General features: G+C 66.9%; 17 protein-coding genes. 12 read left to right on the plus strand and 5 right to left on the minus strand.

Going from position 1 to position 15,617, the window contains the following annotated elements:
• The first annotated feature begins 9 nt into the window (after positions 1 to 9).
• The 5 genes from QP165_RS15535 to QP165_RS15555 all read left to right on the plus strand — a co-directional run bounded on the left by QP165_RS15535 (position 10) and on the right by QP165_RS15555 (position 4,748).
• On the plus strand, positions 10 to 855 hold the full coding sequence (locus tag QP165_RS15535) for a tetratricopeptide repeat protein (protein WP_333996300.1): 846 nt from the start codon (positions 10 to 12) through the stop codon (positions 853 to 855).
• Between the two features lie 2 nt (positions 856 to 857).
• Positions 858 to 1,751 carry a 4-(cytidine 5'-diphospho)-2-C-methyl-D-erythritol kinase gene (locus tag QP165_RS15540; RefSeq protein WP_333997051.1) on the plus strand — a complete coding sequence of 298 codons (894 nt, stop codon included), beginning with the start codon at positions 858 to 860 and terminating at the stop codon, positions 1,749 to 1,751.
• Between the two features lie 157 nt (positions 1,752 to 1,908).
• On the plus strand, positions 1,909 to 2,982 hold the full coding sequence (gene recA, locus QP165_RS15545; protein WP_056021090.1) for a recombinase RecA: 1,074 nt from the start codon (positions 1,909 to 1,911) through the stop codon (positions 2,980 to 2,982).
• 246 nt (positions 2,983 to 3,228) lie between these two features.
• Positions 3,229 to 4,116, plus strand: a complete 888-nt coding sequence (locus tag QP165_RS15550; RefSeq protein WP_333996301.1) for a class I SAM-dependent methyltransferase — start codon at positions 3,229 to 3,231, stop codon at positions 4,114 to 4,116.
• Positions 4,113 to 4,748 carry a glutathione S-transferase family protein gene (locus tag QP165_RS15555; protein WP_056021100.1) on the plus strand — a complete coding sequence of 212 codons (636 nt, stop codon included), beginning with the start codon at positions 4,113 to 4,115 and terminating at the stop codon, positions 4,746 to 4,748. The genes QP165_RS15550 and QP165_RS15555 overlap by 4 nt, the downstream gene beginning before the upstream one ends.
• 18 nt (positions 4,749 to 4,766) lie before the next feature.
• Here QP165_RS15555 and QP165_RS15560 read toward each other — a convergent pair whose 3' ends face one another.
• Entirely contained in the window at positions 4,767 to 6,104 is a 1,338-nt protein-coding gene (locus tag QP165_RS15560) for a dicarboxylate/amino acid:cation symporter (RefSeq protein ID WP_056021103.1), read from the minus strand.
• A gap of 72 nt (positions 6,105 to 6,176) precedes the next feature.
• On the opposite strand from QP165_RS15560, the gene QP165_RS15565 reads away from it, so the two are divergent.
• Positions 6,177 to 7,445, plus strand: a complete 1,269-nt coding sequence (locus QP165_RS15565) for a M24 family metallopeptidase (protein WP_333996302.1) — start codon at positions 6,177 to 6,179, stop codon at positions 7,443 to 7,445.
• Between the two features lie 22 nt (positions 7,446 to 7,467).
• On the opposite strand, the gene QP165_RS15570 is transcribed toward QP165_RS15565, so the two are convergent.
• Genes QP165_RS15570 through QP165_RS15585 form a run of 4 tightly spaced genes read right to left on the minus strand, consistent with a single transcriptional unit; the run spans position 7,468 to position 12,238 of the window.
• Complete coding sequence (locus QP165_RS15570) at positions 7,468 to 8,169, minus strand: phosphocholine cytidylyltransferase family protein (RefSeq protein WP_333996303.1); 702 nt, start codon at positions 8,167 to 8,169, stop codon at positions 7,468 to 7,470.
• A gap of 1 nt (position 8,170) precedes the next feature.
• The gene (locus QP165_RS15575) at positions 8,171 to 9,262 is read right to left on the minus strand and encodes an inositol-3-phosphate synthase (protein WP_056021109.1); all 1,092 of its coding nucleotides are present in this window, start codon (positions 9,260 to 9,262) and stop codon (positions 8,171 to 8,173) included.
• A gap of 15 nt (positions 9,263 to 9,277) precedes the next feature.
• A complete protein-coding gene (locus QP165_RS15580) occupies positions 9,278 to 10,138 on the minus strand; it encodes a CDP-alcohol phosphatidyltransferase family protein (protein ID WP_333996304.1) in 861 nt (286 codons plus the stop codon).
• A 48-nt stretch (positions 10,139 to 10,186) separates the two neighbouring features.
• Positions 10,187 to 12,238 (minus strand): NAD(+) synthase, encoded by a 2,052-nt coding sequence (locus tag QP165_RS15585; protein WP_333996305.1) that lies wholly within the window; start codon positions 12,236 to 12,238, stop codon positions 10,187 to 10,189.
• Positions 12,239 to 12,378: 140 nt separating this feature from the next.
• On the opposite strand from QP165_RS15585, the gene QP165_RS15590 reads away from it, so the two are divergent.
• The 6 genes from QP165_RS15590 (at position 12,379) to QP165_RS15615 (ending at position 15,493) form a co-directional block, all read left to right on the plus strand.
• Positions 12,379 to 12,756 (plus strand): hypothetical protein, encoded by a 378-nt coding sequence (locus QP165_RS15590; RefSeq protein WP_333996306.1) that lies wholly within the window; start codon positions 12,379 to 12,381, stop codon positions 12,754 to 12,756.
• A gap of 58 nt (positions 12,757 to 12,814) precedes the next feature.
• Positions 12,815 to 13,171, plus strand: coding sequence for an arsenate reductase (locus QP165_RS15595; protein WP_333996307.1), 357 nt, complete (start codon positions 12,815 to 12,817; stop codon positions 13,169 to 13,171).
• A gap of 11 nt (positions 13,172 to 13,182) precedes the next feature.
• Positions 13,183 to 13,464: a DUF427 domain-containing protein gene (locus tag QP165_RS15600; protein ID WP_333996308.1), complete on the plus strand. Its 282-nt coding sequence runs from the start codon at positions 13,183 to 13,185 to the stop codon at positions 13,462 to 13,464.
• A gap of 116 nt (positions 13,465 to 13,580) precedes the next feature.
• On the plus strand, positions 13,581 to 13,991 hold the full coding sequence (locus tag QP165_RS15605) for a hypothetical protein (protein WP_333996309.1): 411 nt from the start codon (positions 13,581 to 13,583) through the stop codon (positions 13,989 to 13,991).
• Positions 13,992 to 14,057: 66 nt separating this feature from the next.
• On the plus strand, positions 14,058 to 14,918 hold the full coding sequence (gene panB / locus QP165_RS15610; protein ID WP_333996310.1) for a 3-methyl-2-oxobutanoate hydroxymethyltransferase: 861 nt from the start codon (positions 14,058 to 14,060) through the stop codon (positions 14,916 to 14,918).
• A gap of 128 nt (positions 14,919 to 15,046) precedes the next feature.
• Entirely contained in the window at positions 15,047 to 15,493 is a 447-nt protein-coding gene (locus QP165_RS15615; protein WP_333996311.1) for a tetratricopeptide repeat protein, read from the plus strand.
• Positions 15,494 to 15,617: the final 124 nt, after the last annotated feature.

Below are 15,617 nucleotides of genomic sequence, written 5' to 3' on the forward strand. Positions count from 1 at the left end.
GGGATCTCGTTGGCGGCGAACCCTCGCCGCTGTCCGTCGCGCTGGCGCAGGCGGCCTTGCTCGCCGATCCCGGTTTCGATCGCAACCGCGTCGTCTCTGGCGGCGGGGCTTGCGCGGAACGCGATCGTCGATCGCGCGCTCGCGGTGCTCGACGGCGTCGATCCGAAAGGGGCGTTCGCCGATGCCGCGATGAACCAGCGGATCGATATCCTGCTGAATGCGGACCGCGAACCCGAAGCGCTGGCACTGGCGTCGGCGCGCGCGGAGGCGAAGACGGCGGCGGTCGCGGACTGGCAACGCTATGCCGACCTGCTTGTGACGACGAACGATCCCGTCGCGGCGGCGCGGTGGTACGGCAAGGTGGTCGCGGCGAACGACGCGACGTGGAGCGCGTGGCTGCAATATGGTGGCGCGCTCGATCAGGCGGGGCGGTGGCCCGAGGCCCGCGTTGCGCTCGCCAGGGCGGTCGCGCAGGCGCCGACCGAACCGCTCGCGCTGAATTATCTGGGGTTTGCGCAGATCGAGCATGGCGACGACATCGCCGCGTCGACCGGCATGCTCGAGCGTGCCAGCCGGCTCGATCCGCAAAATGCGTCGATCACCGACTCGCTCGGATGGGCGTATCACCTGTCGGGCAGGACCCCGCGCGCGCTCCCGCTGCTCGAACGGGCCGCACAGGCCGAACCGACCAGCATGGAGATCAGCGATCATCTCGGCGATGCCTATTGGACCGTCGGACGGCGATACGAGGCACGCTATGCCTGGCGCGCGGCCAGCCTGACCGCGGAGGCCAAGGACATGCCGCGGATCGCCGACAAGATCGCGAATGGCCTGCCCGGAGCGGCGCGGCGATGACCATGATCGCCGAACCCGCGCCCGCCAAGATCAACCTCGCGCTCCACGTCCGCGCGCGCCGGCCCGATGGCTATCACGAACTCGAGACGCTGTTCGCCTTCGCCGCGGACGGTGATCGCGTAACCGTCGAGATCGCGCAGACCAACAGCTTCACGATCGTCGGCCCGTTTGCCGCGGCGCTTCTCCCGTCTGGCGGGTCGGACGTCCACGAAACGCACGCGCACGCCGCTGCCCGGGAAACGTCCGGGAACGCCCCTTGGCACGGGAACCTCGTCACTGCGGCCGCCGACGCGTTCGGCGCCATGTTCGCCATCGACGCGCGCCACGCGATCATCCTCGACAAGCATCTTCCGATCGCTTCGGGAATCGGTGGCGGCTCGGCGGATGCGGCGGCGGCGCTTCGCGCGCTCGCCCGGCTTCACGGTATTGCGGCAACCGACCCGCGCCTTCACCAGATCGCCGCCCGCCTCGGTGCGGACGTGCCGGCCTGCCTTGTCAGCCGTACGACGCTTGGCGTCGGCAAGGGCGAGGTCCTGGTCGAACTCGCCGGGCTGGCCGGAACACCCTTGCTGCTGGTCAATCCCGGCGTCGCGGTGTCTACCGCGACGGTCTTCGGCGCCTGGGACGGGCTCGATCGCGGACCGATCCCCGAAGGCGATCTGCTTTCGCGTGCGCGTGCAAGCCGCAACGACCTCGAGCCACCCGCGGTCGCGCTCGCACCGGTGATCGCAGAGGTGCGGTCCTTTCTCGACGCCGCTGACGGCGTGGTGTTGGCGCGGATGTCGGGCTCGGGCGCGACCTGCTTTGCCGTGTTCGATACGATCGCGGCGCGCGATGCCGCCGCCGCTGGGGCAGCGGCCCGGGGGTGGTGGACGCTGGCGACGACGCTGGTGTGACCCGCGAACGCGATCGGACCGATGTCGACCGACCTCGGGGCGCCAAACGTGCGGGATGTATCATGTTCCGCTCTTGTTCTTGGAGAACAAATGGAATACATTGCGTTTGACGCGTTGAATGGCATGCGCGCTTGGTTTAGCGATGGGAGCTTCTTCGATGGCCGCTAATTTGAAAGTGATCAACACCGGCATGGCAACCGCAACCAACGACCGCCAGAAGGCGCTCGACGCCGCTCTCGCGCAGATCGACCGTGCGTTCGGCAAGGGCTCGGCGATGCGCCTGGGTTCGAAGGAAACGATGCAGGTCGAGGTCATCTCGACGGGGTCGCTCGGGCTCGACATCGCGCTTGGCGTCGGTGGCCTGCCGCGCGGGCGCGTGATCGAGATCTACGGCCCGGAAAGCTCGGGCAAGACGACGCTTGCACTGCACGTGATTGCCGAGGCGCAGAAGACGGGCGGGACGGCTGCATTCGTCGACGCCGAGCATGCGCTCGATCCGGTCTATGCCAAGAAGCTGGGCGTCAATATCGACGAACTGATCGTGTCGCAGCCCGACACCGGTGAGCAGGCGCTCGAGATCGTCGACACGCTGGTCCGCTCGAACGCGATCGACGTGCTCGTCGTCGACTCGGTCGCAGCACTCGTGCCGCGTGCGGAAATCGAGGGCGAGATGGGCGATAGCCATGTCGGCCTCCAGGCGCGCCTGATGTCGCAATCGCTGCGCAAGCTGACGGGGTCGATCAGCCGTTCGCGCTGCATGGTCATCTTCATCAACCAGCTGCGGATGAAGATCGGCGTGATGTACGGGAACCCCGAAACGACGACGGGCGGCAACGCGCTGAAATTCTATGCGTCGGTGCGGCTCGATATCCGTCGCACGGGTGCGATCAAGACCGGCGAGGAAGTCACGGGCAACCAGACCCGCGTGAAGGTCGTGAAGAACAAGGTCGCGCCGCCGTTCAAGCAGGTCGAATTCGACATCATGTACGGGCAGGGCGTCTCGAAGCTCGGCGAGATTCTCGATCTCGGCGTGAAGGCCGGTCTCGTCGAGAAATCGGGTGCCTGGTTCAGCTACGACAGCGTCCGTCTCGGCCAGGGCCGCGAAAACTCGAAGACGTTCCTCAAGGACAATCCCGAGACCGCGGATCGTCTCGAGAAGGCGATCCGTGCACGCACCGAGAAGGTCGCGGAAGAGATGATGGCAGGTCCCGAAGCCGACGACGACGTCTGATCGCCGGCACCGGACTGACCGGATTTGGAAAGGCCCGTCGGCAACGGCGGGCCTTTTTGCGTGAGAGATGGCGAGCACCGTAATTGCGCCGGGATAGGTGCGCCGCGCGGTTGTCAGCGTCTCGGTATCGTCGGGCGGATCGACGGCGAGATCTGGCGCTGGCACTGCGTATCGGCCGATCGATCCGCCATGATCGACGATGACGTATCGCCTCGTCTTGGGATGCGGCGCGGTCTATGACGAGGCATGACCGAGGCGTATGACTGGACCAACCGCGTAGGCGATATCTGGGCAAGCGAGTGGGTGCGCACCGACCGGAGCTTTGCCGGCCTGTCGCGACATCTCGACGCTGCCGTCATCGCCGCGACCAGCAAAGATACCCGAACGATCGTCGATATCGGATGCGGCGCAGGCGGGACGTCGCTCGCGATCGCGCGCGCGATCCGCACCGCGGTCCCGCGCGCGCGTATCGTTGGCATAGACCTGTCGTCACGGCTGATAGAGATTGCCCGGTCGCGCGTGCCCGCGGAAGCCGACTCCGGCCGGCTTGTCTTCACCTGCGGGGACGTCACCGCGGCAATCGACGACTGGGCGCCGGTCGAACTCTATATGTCGCGCCACGGTGTCATGTTCTTCGCCGACCCCGTCGCCAGTTTTGCAGCGCTCGCGCGCGCGGCAGCGCCGGGGGCGACCCTGATCTTTTCGTGCTTTGCTGACCGCGCCGCAAATCGCTGGGCGACGGAGACGACCGCGACGGGCGGCGACGACGACGGGGCATCCGGGGCGCCCGTATCGACTGCGCCCGGACCGTTCGCGTTCGCCGATCCGGGGCATGTCGATGCCATCCTGACGCGTGCGGGCTGGCAGACGACATCGCCGCACTATGTCGAGTTCGCCTATCGTGCGGGCGAGGGCCCCGATCCGGTTGCGGACGCGGTGGCGTATTTTCGCCGTATCGGTCCCGCCGCATCGTGGATCCGCGATGCGCCCGACGACGAGCGCGCCGCGAGGATCGCGCATCTTGTCACGGCCTGCGAGCGTTACCGTGTTGGCGACGTGGTGGAATTTCCTGCGGCGGCCTGGATATGGACGGCACACAAGCCCGTCGCCCCTTGTGAAAGCACGACGTCATGATCATCGTTCACCATCTCGAAAACTCCCGCTCGCAACGTATTCTCTGGATGCTCGAGGAGCTTGGTCTTCCCTATGACATCAAGCGCTATGAGCGGAACAAGGAGACGATGCTCGCGCCGCCGGAGTTGAAGGCGGTGCATCCGCTCGGCAAGTCCCCCGTGATCGACGACCGCGACGCCGATGGCGGGCTGGTGATCGCCGAGACGGGGGCGATCGTCGAATATCTGGTCGACAAGGCGGATGGTCGGCTCGGCGCGCCGTCGAAGCGCGCCGCGGCGCTGCGCTACCGCTTCTTCCTCCATTATGCGGAAGGCTCGATGATGCCCCCGCTGCTGTTGAAGCTGGTGCTCGCGCGGATTCCGGTCATGGGGAAGATCGCGGTGAAGAAGATCCAGCCGATGATCGACGTGCATCTCGATTATGTCGAGTCCGAACTGTCGCAGCGGCCGTGGTTCGCGGGGGACCAGATGACCGCCGCGGACATCATGATGAGCTTCCCGCTCGAGGCCGCGCGGAGCCGGGGCGGTCTGAACGAGACGCGGCCCGCGACGATGGCGTGGCTGAGCAAGATCCATGCGCGGCCCGCATATCAGGCGGCGCTCGCCAAGGGTGGGCCGTACGCCTACGCCTGACGCACGGCCCCGCGATGTTCAGGCCTGTCCCGGTCCGATCTTGTCGTAGCTGTCGATATTCACCTTAGGCCCGTGGCCGGTCGGTGCCGCGGGCGGATCGCGATCGGCGGGTTCGCGTTCGTCGAGCCCGCCCTCCCATTTCGCGACCACCGTCGCTGCGACCGCATTGCCGATGACGTTCGTCGCCGAGCGGCCCATGTCGAGGAAATGGTCGACCGCGAGGATCAGCAGGATGCCCGCCTCGGGGATCTTGAACATCGACAGCGTGCCCGCGATGACCACGAGCGACGCGCGCGGCACGCCGGCAATCCCCTTCGACGTCACCATCAGCACGAGCAGCATCGCGATCTGCTGCCCGATCGGCATGTCGATGCCGTAAGCCTGCGCGATGAACAGCGACGCGAACGTCATGTACATCATCGACCCGTCGAGGTTGAAAGAATAGCCGAGCGGCAGCACGAAGCTGGCGATCCGCGGCGGCACGCCGAACCGGTCGAGCGCCTCGAGCGTCCGCGGATACGCAGCCTCCGACGACGCCGCGGAGAAGGCGAGGATCAGCGGATCGCGGATATAGCGCACCAACAGCCGCGTGCGCGGGCCGATCAGCACGAAGGCGATCCCGATCAGCATCACCCAGAGCAGCGCGAGCCCGAGATAGAAGGTCAGCATGAAATAGCCGAGATCGCCGAGGATGCTCGGGCCCCGTTCGGCAAGCGTCGCGGTGACGGCGGCGAAGACCGCGAACGGTGCGAACCGCATCACATAATTGGTGATCTGCAGCATGACCGCGACGAGCGCCTCGATCGCCTTGACGAGCGGGGCGGCCTTCTCGCCGACCGCGGTGATCGCCACGCCGACGAACACCGAGAACACGACGATCTGAAGGATCTCGTTGCTCGCCATCGCCGCGATCATCGAGTCGGGGACGATGTGCGAGATGAACTTCGCCAGATCGAACGCCGCGGCATCGACTCCGCTGGAGGCGGTCGCGGGCGGAATCGCAAGCGCAAGCCCGACACCCGGCTGGAGCACGTTCACGAGGATCATGCCGAGCGTCAGCGACAACAGGCTTGCGCAGATGAACCAGCCGAGACTGCGCAGGCCCACGCGGCCAAGCGCGCCGGTATCGCCCATATGCGCGATGCCGACGACGAGCGTCGAGAAGACCAGCGGGGCGATGATCATCTTGATCAGCCGCAGGAACAGCGACGTCACGATCGAGAAATAGCCCGCGATGTCCTTCAGTTGCGCCGCGGACTGCGCCGTGCCGTCGTCGATCGACGCGTTCAGGATCCAGCCGACGGCCATGCCCGCGACCAGCCCGAACAATATGTAATAGGTAAGCCGCTTGGCCATTAATCGCTCCCGAAACTCGCCGGCGAGGGAAGGGGATTGCGGCGCCCGGGTCAAGGACCCTATCGTCCGGCGATGTCGATCCCGTCCAATTTCCCCACCCGTCGTCACCTGCTCGGTGCCGCGGCCGCGCTCCCGCTGCTGTCGTTCGGCGCGGTCCTGCGCGCGGCCGAGCCCGACCTGTCGGCGCTGTCCGATATCACCGGCGCGGCCAGGCCGATCGATGCCGCCGAACGCGCGGCCCGGCTGGCGCGCGCGCAGATGCTGATGAAGGCGGCGGGCATCGGCGCGGTGCTGATCGAGCCGGGATCGTCGATGATCTATTTCACCGGCGTACGCTGGGGGCGCAGCGAACGGCTGACCGCGGCGATCCTGCCGGTCGAGGGCGAGCCGTGCATCGTCACGCCGTTCTTCGAGGAACCGTCGGTGCGCGAGACGCTTCCGGTGCCGGCCGAAGTGCGCGTGTGGCAGGAGGACCAGAATCCGCTGGCTGTGGTGGCGGGGTTCCTGCGCGATCGCAAGCTGGCAGGGCGACCGGTCGCGGTTGAGGAGACGGTCCGCTTCTTCGCCTCGGACGGGCTGACACGCGCGCTGCCGGGGGTGACGATCGTCTCCGCCAATCCGGTCGTCCGTGGCTGTCGGATGATCAAGACGCCCGCCGAGATCGCGCTGATGCAGATCGCGACCGACGTGACGCTCGCCGCCTATCGCTGGACAAAGCCGCGAGTCGAGACGGGCATGACCGGTGCCGAAATCGGCGCGCTGATGACGGCGGCGACCAGGAAACTCGGCGGCGCGCCCGAATTCGCGCTGGCGCTGATCGGCGAGGCGTCGGCCTATCCCCATGGCAGCCGGGAGGTTCACCGCATTGCGGACGGACAGGTGGTGCTGATGGACTGCGGCTGCACGGTGCAGGGCTATCAGTCCGACATCTCGCGCAGCTGGGTCCACGGTGCCGCGTCGGCCGACCAGCGCAAGGTATGGGATCAGGTCGCACGCGGCCAGCAGGTCGCCTTTGCTGCGGCGCGGATCGGGGCCACCGCGGGGAGCGTCGACGATGCGGTCCGCCGCTATTACGAGACGCTCGGCTACGGCCCCGGCTATGTATTGCCGGGCCTGTCGCACCGGACGGGCCACGGGATCGGCATGGATGGGCACGAGCCGGTCAACCTCGTCCGCGGCGAGACGACGCGGCTCGCGGCGGGCATGTGCTTCAGCGACGAGCCGGGGATCTACAGCCCCGGCCGCTACGGCATCCGGATCGAGGATTGTTTCCACATGACCGATGCCGGCCCACGCTGGTTCAGCACGCCACCACAGTCGATCGACGAGCCGCTGGGGTGAGGGAAGTCGTGCTTCGGGCGGTTCAGGCCGCCTGGGTCATCCACTGTTCGGCCTTGGCCAGCGCCGGTGCGTCGTCGACGTCGATCCAGTCGAGGTCGCTGCAATCGACGACCCGCGCGGTGCCGCGGGCGGCGAGGATACGGACGCCCTCGGTCAGCGACGGCGCCTTGAGCGTCGCCAGCGCGGCGATCAGTGCTGGCCCGATCGCGAACACGCCCGTGTCATAGGCATCGTGCGGTTCGAGGCCCTTGCCGATCGCAGTGATCATGCTGCCATCGGTCGCGACGCAGGTGACGTCTTCGGGATCGACCCAGGGATGGCCGAGCCGGCGGTCGATGCCGAGCCGCAGTCCGTCCCCCGCGCCCGCCTTCGCCATCCGCGCATAGAGCGTTGGGACGACGAGGTGGTCGCACATCGCAAGCACGGCCTCCTCGCCCTGGAGCGCGGTGCCGGCAGCCAGGACGGAAACGCCGTTGGGCTGACGATGGTCGGCGGCGATCGTTTCGACGATCAGCGGCCAGTTATGGCTGGCAAGATACGCCTCGATCGCGTCGCGGCCATAGCTGACCGTCACGAATGCGCGCTTGATGCCGGCAGCAGCCAGTCCCTCAAGCGCGTGCGCGATCAGCGGCCGCCCCGCCACCGCGCAGAGCGGCTTGTACGGGGCGGAGGAACGAAGGCGGCTGCCTTCCCCGGCGGCGAGGATGACAGCCGTCTCGATCATGTCAGGCGGCCTTGATGAACCGCTCGACTTCGATCTGCGCGAGATCGTCGGTCATCTGCGTGCGCGGGTGCTTGCAGAAATAGGCCGAGGCGGGATCGATCACGCCGGCGATGCCGCGGTCCTTGGCGATCTTGGCGCAGCGGATCATGTCGATCGCGACACCCGCCGAGTTGGGGCTGTCCTCGACCGAGAGGCGCAGCTCGAGGTTCATCGGCACGCCGCCGAACAGCTGGCCTTCCATGCGCAGGAAGCAGACCTTGTTGTCGTTCTGCCACGGCACGTAATCCGACGGGCCGATATGGACGTTGTCGTCGTCCATGCGCTCGGCCGCGACCGACTGGACGGCTTCGGTCTTCGAAATCTTCTTCGACTCGAGACGGCGATGGTTCGACATGTTGAGGAAGTCGGTGTTGCCGCCGGTGTTGAGCTGGTAGGTGCGATCCAGCTTCACGCCGCGCTTGGCGAACAGGTCGGTGAGCACGCGGTGGACGATCGTCGCGCCAAGCTGTGCCTTGATGTCGTCGCCGATGATCGCGACGCCGGCGTCCTCGAACTTCTTCGCCCAGACGGGGTTCGATGCGATGAAGACGGGGATGTTGTTGACGAACGCAACGCCCGCCTCGATCGCGCACTCGGCGTAGAATTCGGTCGCTTCCTGCGAACCGACGGGCAGGTAGTTCATCAGAACGTCGGCGCCCGACGCCTTCAGATCCGCGATGACCTGCTCACGCGTCGGCTCTGCGGCGTCGGCGAGGAGGAACGTGCGGTCGTCCTTGAAGTCGGCCATGTGGTCGGCGACGCCGTCCAGCGTCTTGCCCATCTTCACGATCGTGCCGGTGTTGCCGACATTGGGTGCGAACACCGCGGTGCAGTTGGGCTTGGCGAAGATCGCCTCGGCGACGTCCTTGCCCACCTTGCGACGATCGACATCCCAGGCCGCGACGACCTTGATGTCGCTCGGCTTGTAGCCGCCCATGTCGAAATGCATCAGGCCGACCTGGTCGTTGGCCCCCTCGCGATAATGCTCGAGACCCTGCACGAGCGAGCTCGCGCAGTTGCCGATGCCGACCACGGCGATCCGAATGCTATTCATTATTGACCCTGTTCCTTAAGAAAGATGCATGCGCGACGCGGTCTTTGGTCGCGGCGTTGTGGTATTACGAACGAAAGCGCGCTCGACACGACGGTGCCAGACGAGCCCGACGATGGCGACGAGCGTCAGAGGGACGATCTCGAACCACCAGAAGATGCGTGGGTTGCCGGCGAAGCAGGCGACGAAGATCGCCCATACCCGGACATTCGCGGTAAGCAAGGCCATGAAGCGCAGCGGCGCGACGGCGCGGACCGCGTAGCGATGACCGAGCTCGACCGGATCGGCCGCCTGGCCCAGCGCGCGTTCGAACGGCATCGCGATCCGGTCGATGCGGCTGGCGACGCCATCATAGAAGCGGACCAGCGCATTGCCCGTCGGGACGGGCGGCGCGGCAAGCGCCACTCCCTTGATCCGGCGATGGAACCGCGAGCGCTCGCCTTCATACAGATTGGACTGCACCGCATGCGCGCCACCGGCGGCAAAGGCGAGGACCCACCCCTCCGCGGTGCCGGCCGTCACCGCCAGCGCGACATAGATCAGCGCGAAGACGCCGTGATCGCAAAGCCCGTCGAGCATGCGTCCTAGGGGGCTCGCGGTCTTGGTGGCGCGTGCGACCATCCCGTCCAGACCGTCGGCGATCAACCAGCCCACGGAAAGCACGAGACCCAGCACCGCAAAGGCCGGTCGATCCCACTGCATGTACGAAAAGGCAGCGAGGCCGCCGAGGCAGAGCCCGGCTATCGACACCGCGTTGGCCGACACGCGACGCGCGAGCGCGATCGGCAAAAGCGCGCGGCCTGCCGGGTGAATCAGCCAAAGGTTAGATGGGATCTCGATCCGGCGATCGCGCGATCCATCCGGTGGAGCCACTGTCATAGGATTTTCATAATGCGCGCCGCTTGAGACTTATGCAAGATGGCGCGGTTAACCCGTTGGAACGCCTGACCGCAATTCTTCGATCCATAGCGTGGCGTTTCCGTCGGACGGTGCGCGCCAGTCCCCGCGCGGCGACAGCGCGCCGCCCGCGGAGACCTTCGGGCCGTTGGGCATGGCCGAGCGCTTGAACTGGCTGGTCGTGAAGAAGCGGTGCAGGAACTTCTCGAGCCAGTGCCGGATCGTCGGCAGGTCATATGCGACGCGGGCCGTGACGGGGAGGTCCGCGGGCCATGCGCCCACCGACGCGTCGCGCCATGCGTGCCACGCCAGAAACGCGATCTTCGACGGCGCGAGGCCGTGGCGGATCACGTAATGCGCGAAGAAGTCGTTGAGCGCATAGGGCCCGATCATCGACTCGGTGCTCTGCAACGCGCCGTCCGCACCGGCGGGCACGAGCTCAGGCGAGATTTCCTGCGCGAGGATCGTCGACAGGATCGCGTCGGTCGTCGCGTCATACTGGTCGGTCCGGATGCACCAGCGGATCAGGAACTGGATCAGCGTCTTGGGCACGCCGCTGTTGACCGCATAATGACTCATCTGGTCGCCGACGCCGTAGGTGCACCAGCCGAGCGCCATCTCGCTGAGATCGCCCGTGCCGAGCACGATCCCACGGCGCTGGTTCGCCAGGCGGAAGAGGTAATCGGTGCGCAACCCCGCCTGCACATTCTCGAAGGTGATGTCGTAGACGGGTTCGCCGTCGCTGAAGGGGTGGCCGATATCCTCCAGCATGCGCTGCGCGGCGGGGCGGATGTCGATCTCCTCCGCGGTGATGCCGAGCGCGCGCATGAGCGCCCAGGCATTGGCCTTCGTGCCTTCGCCGGTCGCGAAACCGGGCATCGTGAAGCCGAGGATGTTCGTGCGCGGGCGGCCGAGCCGGTCCATCGCCTTGGCCGCGACGATCAGCGCGTGCGTCGAGTCGAGCCCGCCCGAGACACCGATCACGATCGTCTCGGCATGCGCCGCCACCAGCCGTTTCGACAGCGCCTCGACCTGGATGTTGAACGCCTCGTAACAGTCCTCGTCACGCCGCGCCGGGTCGTTAGGGACGAACGGAAAGCGGCGCACCGTGCGGGCGAACGAGGTGTCGTCGTGGCCCGGTGCGTGATCGAACGCGATCCGTCGCATGCGCGTTTCGGGGTGGCCGGCGAGGACCGCGGCGTCGTTGAACGTGCCGAAGCGCAGGCGTTCCTGCGTGATCCGCTCGCAATCCACGTCCGCGACGACAAGCTCCGGCTCGGTCGCAAACCGCTTCGACTCGGCGAGCTGTTCGCCAAGCTCGTGGATCAGTCCCTGGCCGTCCCACGCGACTTCGGTCGTGCTCTCGCCCGGTCCCGCGGCGGCATAGACATAGGCGCACACCGCGCGCGCCGACTGTGCCGCGGCCAGCATCGCCCGTTCGCGCGCCTTGCCGATGACGATGTTCGAGGCGGACAGGTTGCAGCAGATCAGCGCGCCGGCGAGCGCGCCCATGGTCGAGGGCGGAGTGGGCGCCCAGTAATCCTCGCAGATCTCGGCATGGAAGACGAAACCCGGCAGATCGCGCGCGGCGAAGGTCAGGTCGGTCCCGAACGGCACGGTTTCACCGCCAAGCTCGATCGTCAGGCCGGCCAGCCCCGCGCCGCTCGCGAACCAGCGCTTTTCGTAGAATTCGCGGTAATTGGGCAGGAACGACTTCGGCACCACGCCGAGAACGCGCCCGCGCGCGATCGCCAGCGCACAATTGTAGAGCCGCCCGCCACGCACCAGCGCCGCACCGACGAGCAATACCGGCCGCAGCGTCGCGCTCGCCGCAACGACCGTAGCGATCGCCGAGAGCGTCGCGCGTTGCTGTGCGGTCTGGAGGTGGAGATCGTCGATCGCATAGGAAGTGAGGTTGAGTTCGGGGAACACGACGAGGTCGACGCCGCGGTCATCCGCCTCCTGCGCGAGCGCGATCGTCGCTGCGGCGTTGGCGGCGGTATCGCCCACCGAAGCCCGCGGGGTCGCTGCGGCAACCCGGATCAGCCCGTGGCTATGGATCGCGTAGAATGGATGCGTCATGCGCCTCCGATAAACGCCCCCGGCGCGCCACGCCACCGGCTTGCGAAAAAGGGCGGAGGCTTGCGAAAAAGGACCGCGGCGCACCGCAGTCGCTGTGCACACAGTGGCGCCGCGCGGCATATCGTGAGAAGGCGGGGGGCATGAAGACCCGCTCGATCCGGCTTTTCGCGCTTTTGTTCGTGAGCGCGTTGTACTGGCAGCTGGTGGGTCAGTGGTCCGGCGTGGCGGAGCCCTGGGATGCGGGTGGCTATTGGCGGCTCTGGTATCCCGTTTCGTTGGCATTGTCGGCGGTCGCGGGTTTTGTGCTGCGATCGCGCTGGGGACTCGCCGGGGCGGTCGTCACCGTCGCGCAACTGCTGGTGATGGCCGTGCATGCGCAACCCGGCGCGCTGATGATCGGCGGGATGATGATCCTGTGTATCCTCGCCATCCCCGCCGCGGCGGTGTCTGCGCTGGCGGGCAGGCTGCGCGCTCGGGCCCGCATTGACGATGGGAAAGGCGGGGCCGGGTCGCTATGACGCGAGGCGCCTTGGTGCGGCCGCACCGATGCTTCAGGCGTCGAAAGGGAGGGGTGTTTTGACGATCACGATGTTCGGAATCAAGCAGTGCGACACGGTTCGGAAGGCACGGACGTGGCTCGATACACAGGGTGTCGCCCATGCATTCCACGATTTTAAGACCGCCGGGATCGATGCCGGACATCTCATGGACTGGATCGACCGTGCCGGCCTCGATGCCGTGCTGAACCGCGCGTCGACGACGTTCCGCAAGCTGCCCGAGGGCGATCGGGCCGATCTCGACACCGATAAGGCGGTCGCGCTGATGATCGCGCAGCCCTCGACGATCAAGCGTCCCGTGCTCGACACCGGTGCCACGCTGCTGTTCGGGTTCAAGCCCGAGCGCTATGAGGCGGCGGGGCTGGGAAACAACTGAGGATCGAGTCGATGCCAAAAGCACAGTGGAACGGTCGCGTGATCGCGAGCTCGGACGATACGGTCGTCGTCGAGGGCAATCACTATTTCCCCGCCGACAGCGTGGATGCCGCGCTGCTCGAAGACAGCCCGACCCAGTCGAATTGCCCGTGGAAGGGAGTGGCGAGCTACAAGACGCTGGTTGTCGACGGCAAGCGCAACGTCGACGCGGCATGGTATTACCCCGAGCCCTCCGCCAAGGCCGCGCCGATCAAGGGACGCTATGCTTTCTGGAAAGGCGTCGAGATCGTCTGAGCGTCGCGCTTGCCTATCCCGCCAGTCCGGCGCAGTCTGTTAACCTGAATTAACAGGGCGCCATCGGGTGCAGTGGGACAGGGCAGACGGGAATGATCTTCGTGAGGCGGGGGCCGATGTGGTTCAGGATCGCTACCGTCCTGCTGGTCCTGTGGGCGCTGATCGGCTGCTTCAGCTGTATCCAGCAAATGCGACTGGGCGCGGACGCGATGGGCGCCGCGACCGATTACGACCGGGCGCTGTATGCGGCGTTGCCCGGCTGGTATGATCCGGTGTTCGCCACGGCGGTGCTGACCGGGCTGGTCGGTGCGATCCTGCTGTTCATGCGCCGCGCCGCGGCCCGCCCCTTTCTCATCGCCTCGCTGCTCGCCATCGTCGTCCAGTTCGGCTGGCTTTTCACGGCGACCGATATCGTGGCGCAAAAGGGGATGGCCGAGACGCTGGCGGTCCCCCTCATGATCGCCCTGATCGCGCTCGCGGCGATCCGGCTCGCGACGCATGCGCGGCGCAACAGCTGGACGGTCTGACGCGGGCTTGCGACGCGAACGGGACGTGGTCTGGGCGAGCGGCGTTGCGGACGCTAGGATAGCGGCATGTCAACGACCTACACCCTCGATACCGCGACGAGTCGCGCGAACCCGACCCCGGCCCCGCTCAAGCGGCTGACGATCCCGGCGATCCGCCGCCAGAAGGGGGCGACCCCGCTGGTGATGCTGACCGCGTACACCGTCCGCAATGCGCAGCTGCTCGATCCACACTGTGACATGCTGCTCGTCGGCGACAGCCTGGGGCAGGTCATCTACGGGCTGCCGTCGACCGTGCCGGTGACGCTGGAGATGATGGCGGCGCATGGTGCCGCGGTGGTCCGGGGCAGCTATCACGCGGTGGTCGTGATCGACATGCCGTTCGGCAGCTATGAGGCATCGCCCGAAAAGGCGTTCGAGAGCGCCGCCTGGCTGCTCAAGCAGACGGGTGCCGCCGCGGTGAAGCTCGAAGGCGGCACGGCGATGGCGCCGACCGTCAAGTTCCTGACCGAGCGCGGGATCCCGGTCATGGGCCATGTCGGGCTGACGCCGCAGGCGGTGAATATCCTGGGCGGCTACGGCGCGCGCGGGCGGACGCCCGAAGAGGCTGCGAAGATCGTCGCCGATGCGCAGGCGGTCGCCGAGGCGGGTGCGTTCGCGCTCGTCATCGAGGGCGTCGTCGAACCTATCGCGATCGAGATCACCCGCACCGTCGCCTGTCCGACGATCGGCATCGGTGCATCCGCCCTGTGCGACGGACAGGTCCTTGTCGCCGAGGACATGCTTGGCCTGTTCGACCGGACCGCGCGGTTCGTGAAGCGGTTCGAGGATCTTGCCTCGAAGATTTCGGGCGCGGCGGAAACCTATGCCGCCGATGTCCGGTCGCGCGCGTTTCCCGGACCCGATCAGACCTACGCACCAAAGGACTGATGCGCGCAGGAGGGGCGGGCGCGGGGGCAGGATCGATCCGGCTTCCGTTTCGTCCGAGTGGCCGCTAAGGTCCCGCCTCTTCACAGCCATTCCCGGTTTTGTTCCCTCCATAGTTTCCGGAGTTACCCTTGGCCCTGCCGCCGAAAACCGATCAAGCCTTTCTCCGTGAGGTCGACGAGGAGCTGCGCCGCGACCAGCTCGCCGGGTTCTGGACGACCTGGGGCAAGTGGGTCGCCGTCGCCGTTGTCGCGGCACTCGTCGCGCTCGCGGGGTACATGTACTGGCAGCACCGCCGCGAGACCACCGCGGGTGTCGAGGGCGAGCAGCTTCAGATCGCCTATGACGCGCTGTCCGCCGACAAGGTCGCCGAGGCGAGCAAGACGCTGACCCCGTTGGCGACGTCGGACACTGCCGGATACAGCGCACTCGCGCGGTTCACCGAAGCCGACATCCTGCTGCAGAAAGAAGATATGAAGGGCGGCGCGGCCAAGCTCGCGGCGATCGCCGCCGACACGTCGGTTGCCCAGCCGTTCCGTGATCTCGCCCTGATTCTGCCAGACGTCGGCGGAGTATGACACGCTCAAGCCGCAGGTCGTCGTCGAGCGGCTGCGTCGCCTCGCGGTCACGGGCAATCCGTGGTTCGGGAGCGCGGGCGAAATGGTCGCGGTCGCCTATCTGCGACAGGGCCAGCGTCCGCAG

The organism is Sphingomonas sp. 22R3R2A-7 (assembly GCF_036856055.1).
Classification (GTDB): Bacteria; Pseudomonadota; Alphaproteobacteria; order Sphingomonadales; family Sphingomonadaceae; genus Sphingomonas.

Coding starts and splice junctions, on each gene's coding strand:
- QP165_RS15540 (WP_333997051.1), top strand. CDS start 858: ATGATCGCCGAACCCGCGCCCGCCAAGATCAACCTCGCGCTCCACGTC.
- recA (WP_056021090.1), top strand. CDS start 1,909: ATGGCCGCTAATTTGAAAGTGATCAACACCGGCATGGCAACCGCAACC.
- QP165_RS15550 (WP_333996301.1), top strand. CDS start 3,229: ATGACCGAGGCGTATGACTGGACCAACCGCGTAGGCGATATCTGGGCA.
- QP165_RS15555 (WP_056021100.1), top strand. CDS start 4,113: ATGATCATCGTTCACCATCTCGAAAACTCCCGCTCGCAACGTATTCTC.
- QP165_RS15560 (WP_056021103.1), bottom strand. CDS start 6,104: ATGGCCAAGCGGCTTACCTATTACATATTGTTCGGGCTGGTCGCGGGC.
- QP165_RS15565 (WP_333996302.1), top strand. CDS start 6,177: ATGTCGATCCCGTCCAATTTCCCCACCCGTCGTCACCTGCTCGGTGCC.
- QP165_RS15570 (WP_333996303.1), bottom strand. CDS start 8,169: ATGATCGAGACGGCTGTCATCCTCGCCGCCGGGGAAGGCAGCCGCCTT.
- QP165_RS15575 (WP_056021109.1), bottom strand. CDS start 9,262: ATGAATAGCATTCGGATCGCCGTGGTCGGCATCGGCAACTGCGCGAGC.
- QP165_RS15580 (WP_333996304.1), bottom strand. CDS start 10,138: ATGACAGTGGCTCCACCGGATGGATCGCGCGATCGCCGGATCGAGATC.
- QP165_RS15585 (WP_333996305.1), bottom strand. CDS start 12,238: ATGACGCATCCATTCTACGCGATCCATAGCCACGGGCTGATCCGGGTT.
- QP165_RS15590 (WP_333996306.1), top strand. CDS start 12,379: ATGAAGACCCGCTCGATCCGGCTTTTCGCGCTTTTGTTCGTGAGCGCG.
- QP165_RS15600 (WP_333996308.1), top strand. CDS start 13,183: ATGCCAAAAGCACAGTGGAACGGTCGCGTGATCGCGAGCTCGGACGAT.
- QP165_RS15605 (WP_333996309.1), top strand. CDS start 13,581: ATGTGGTTCAGGATCGCTACCGTCCTGCTGGTCCTGTGGGCGCTGATC.
- panB (WP_333996310.1), top strand. CDS start 14,058: ATGTCAACGACCTACACCCTCGATACCGCGACGAGTCGCGCGAACCCG.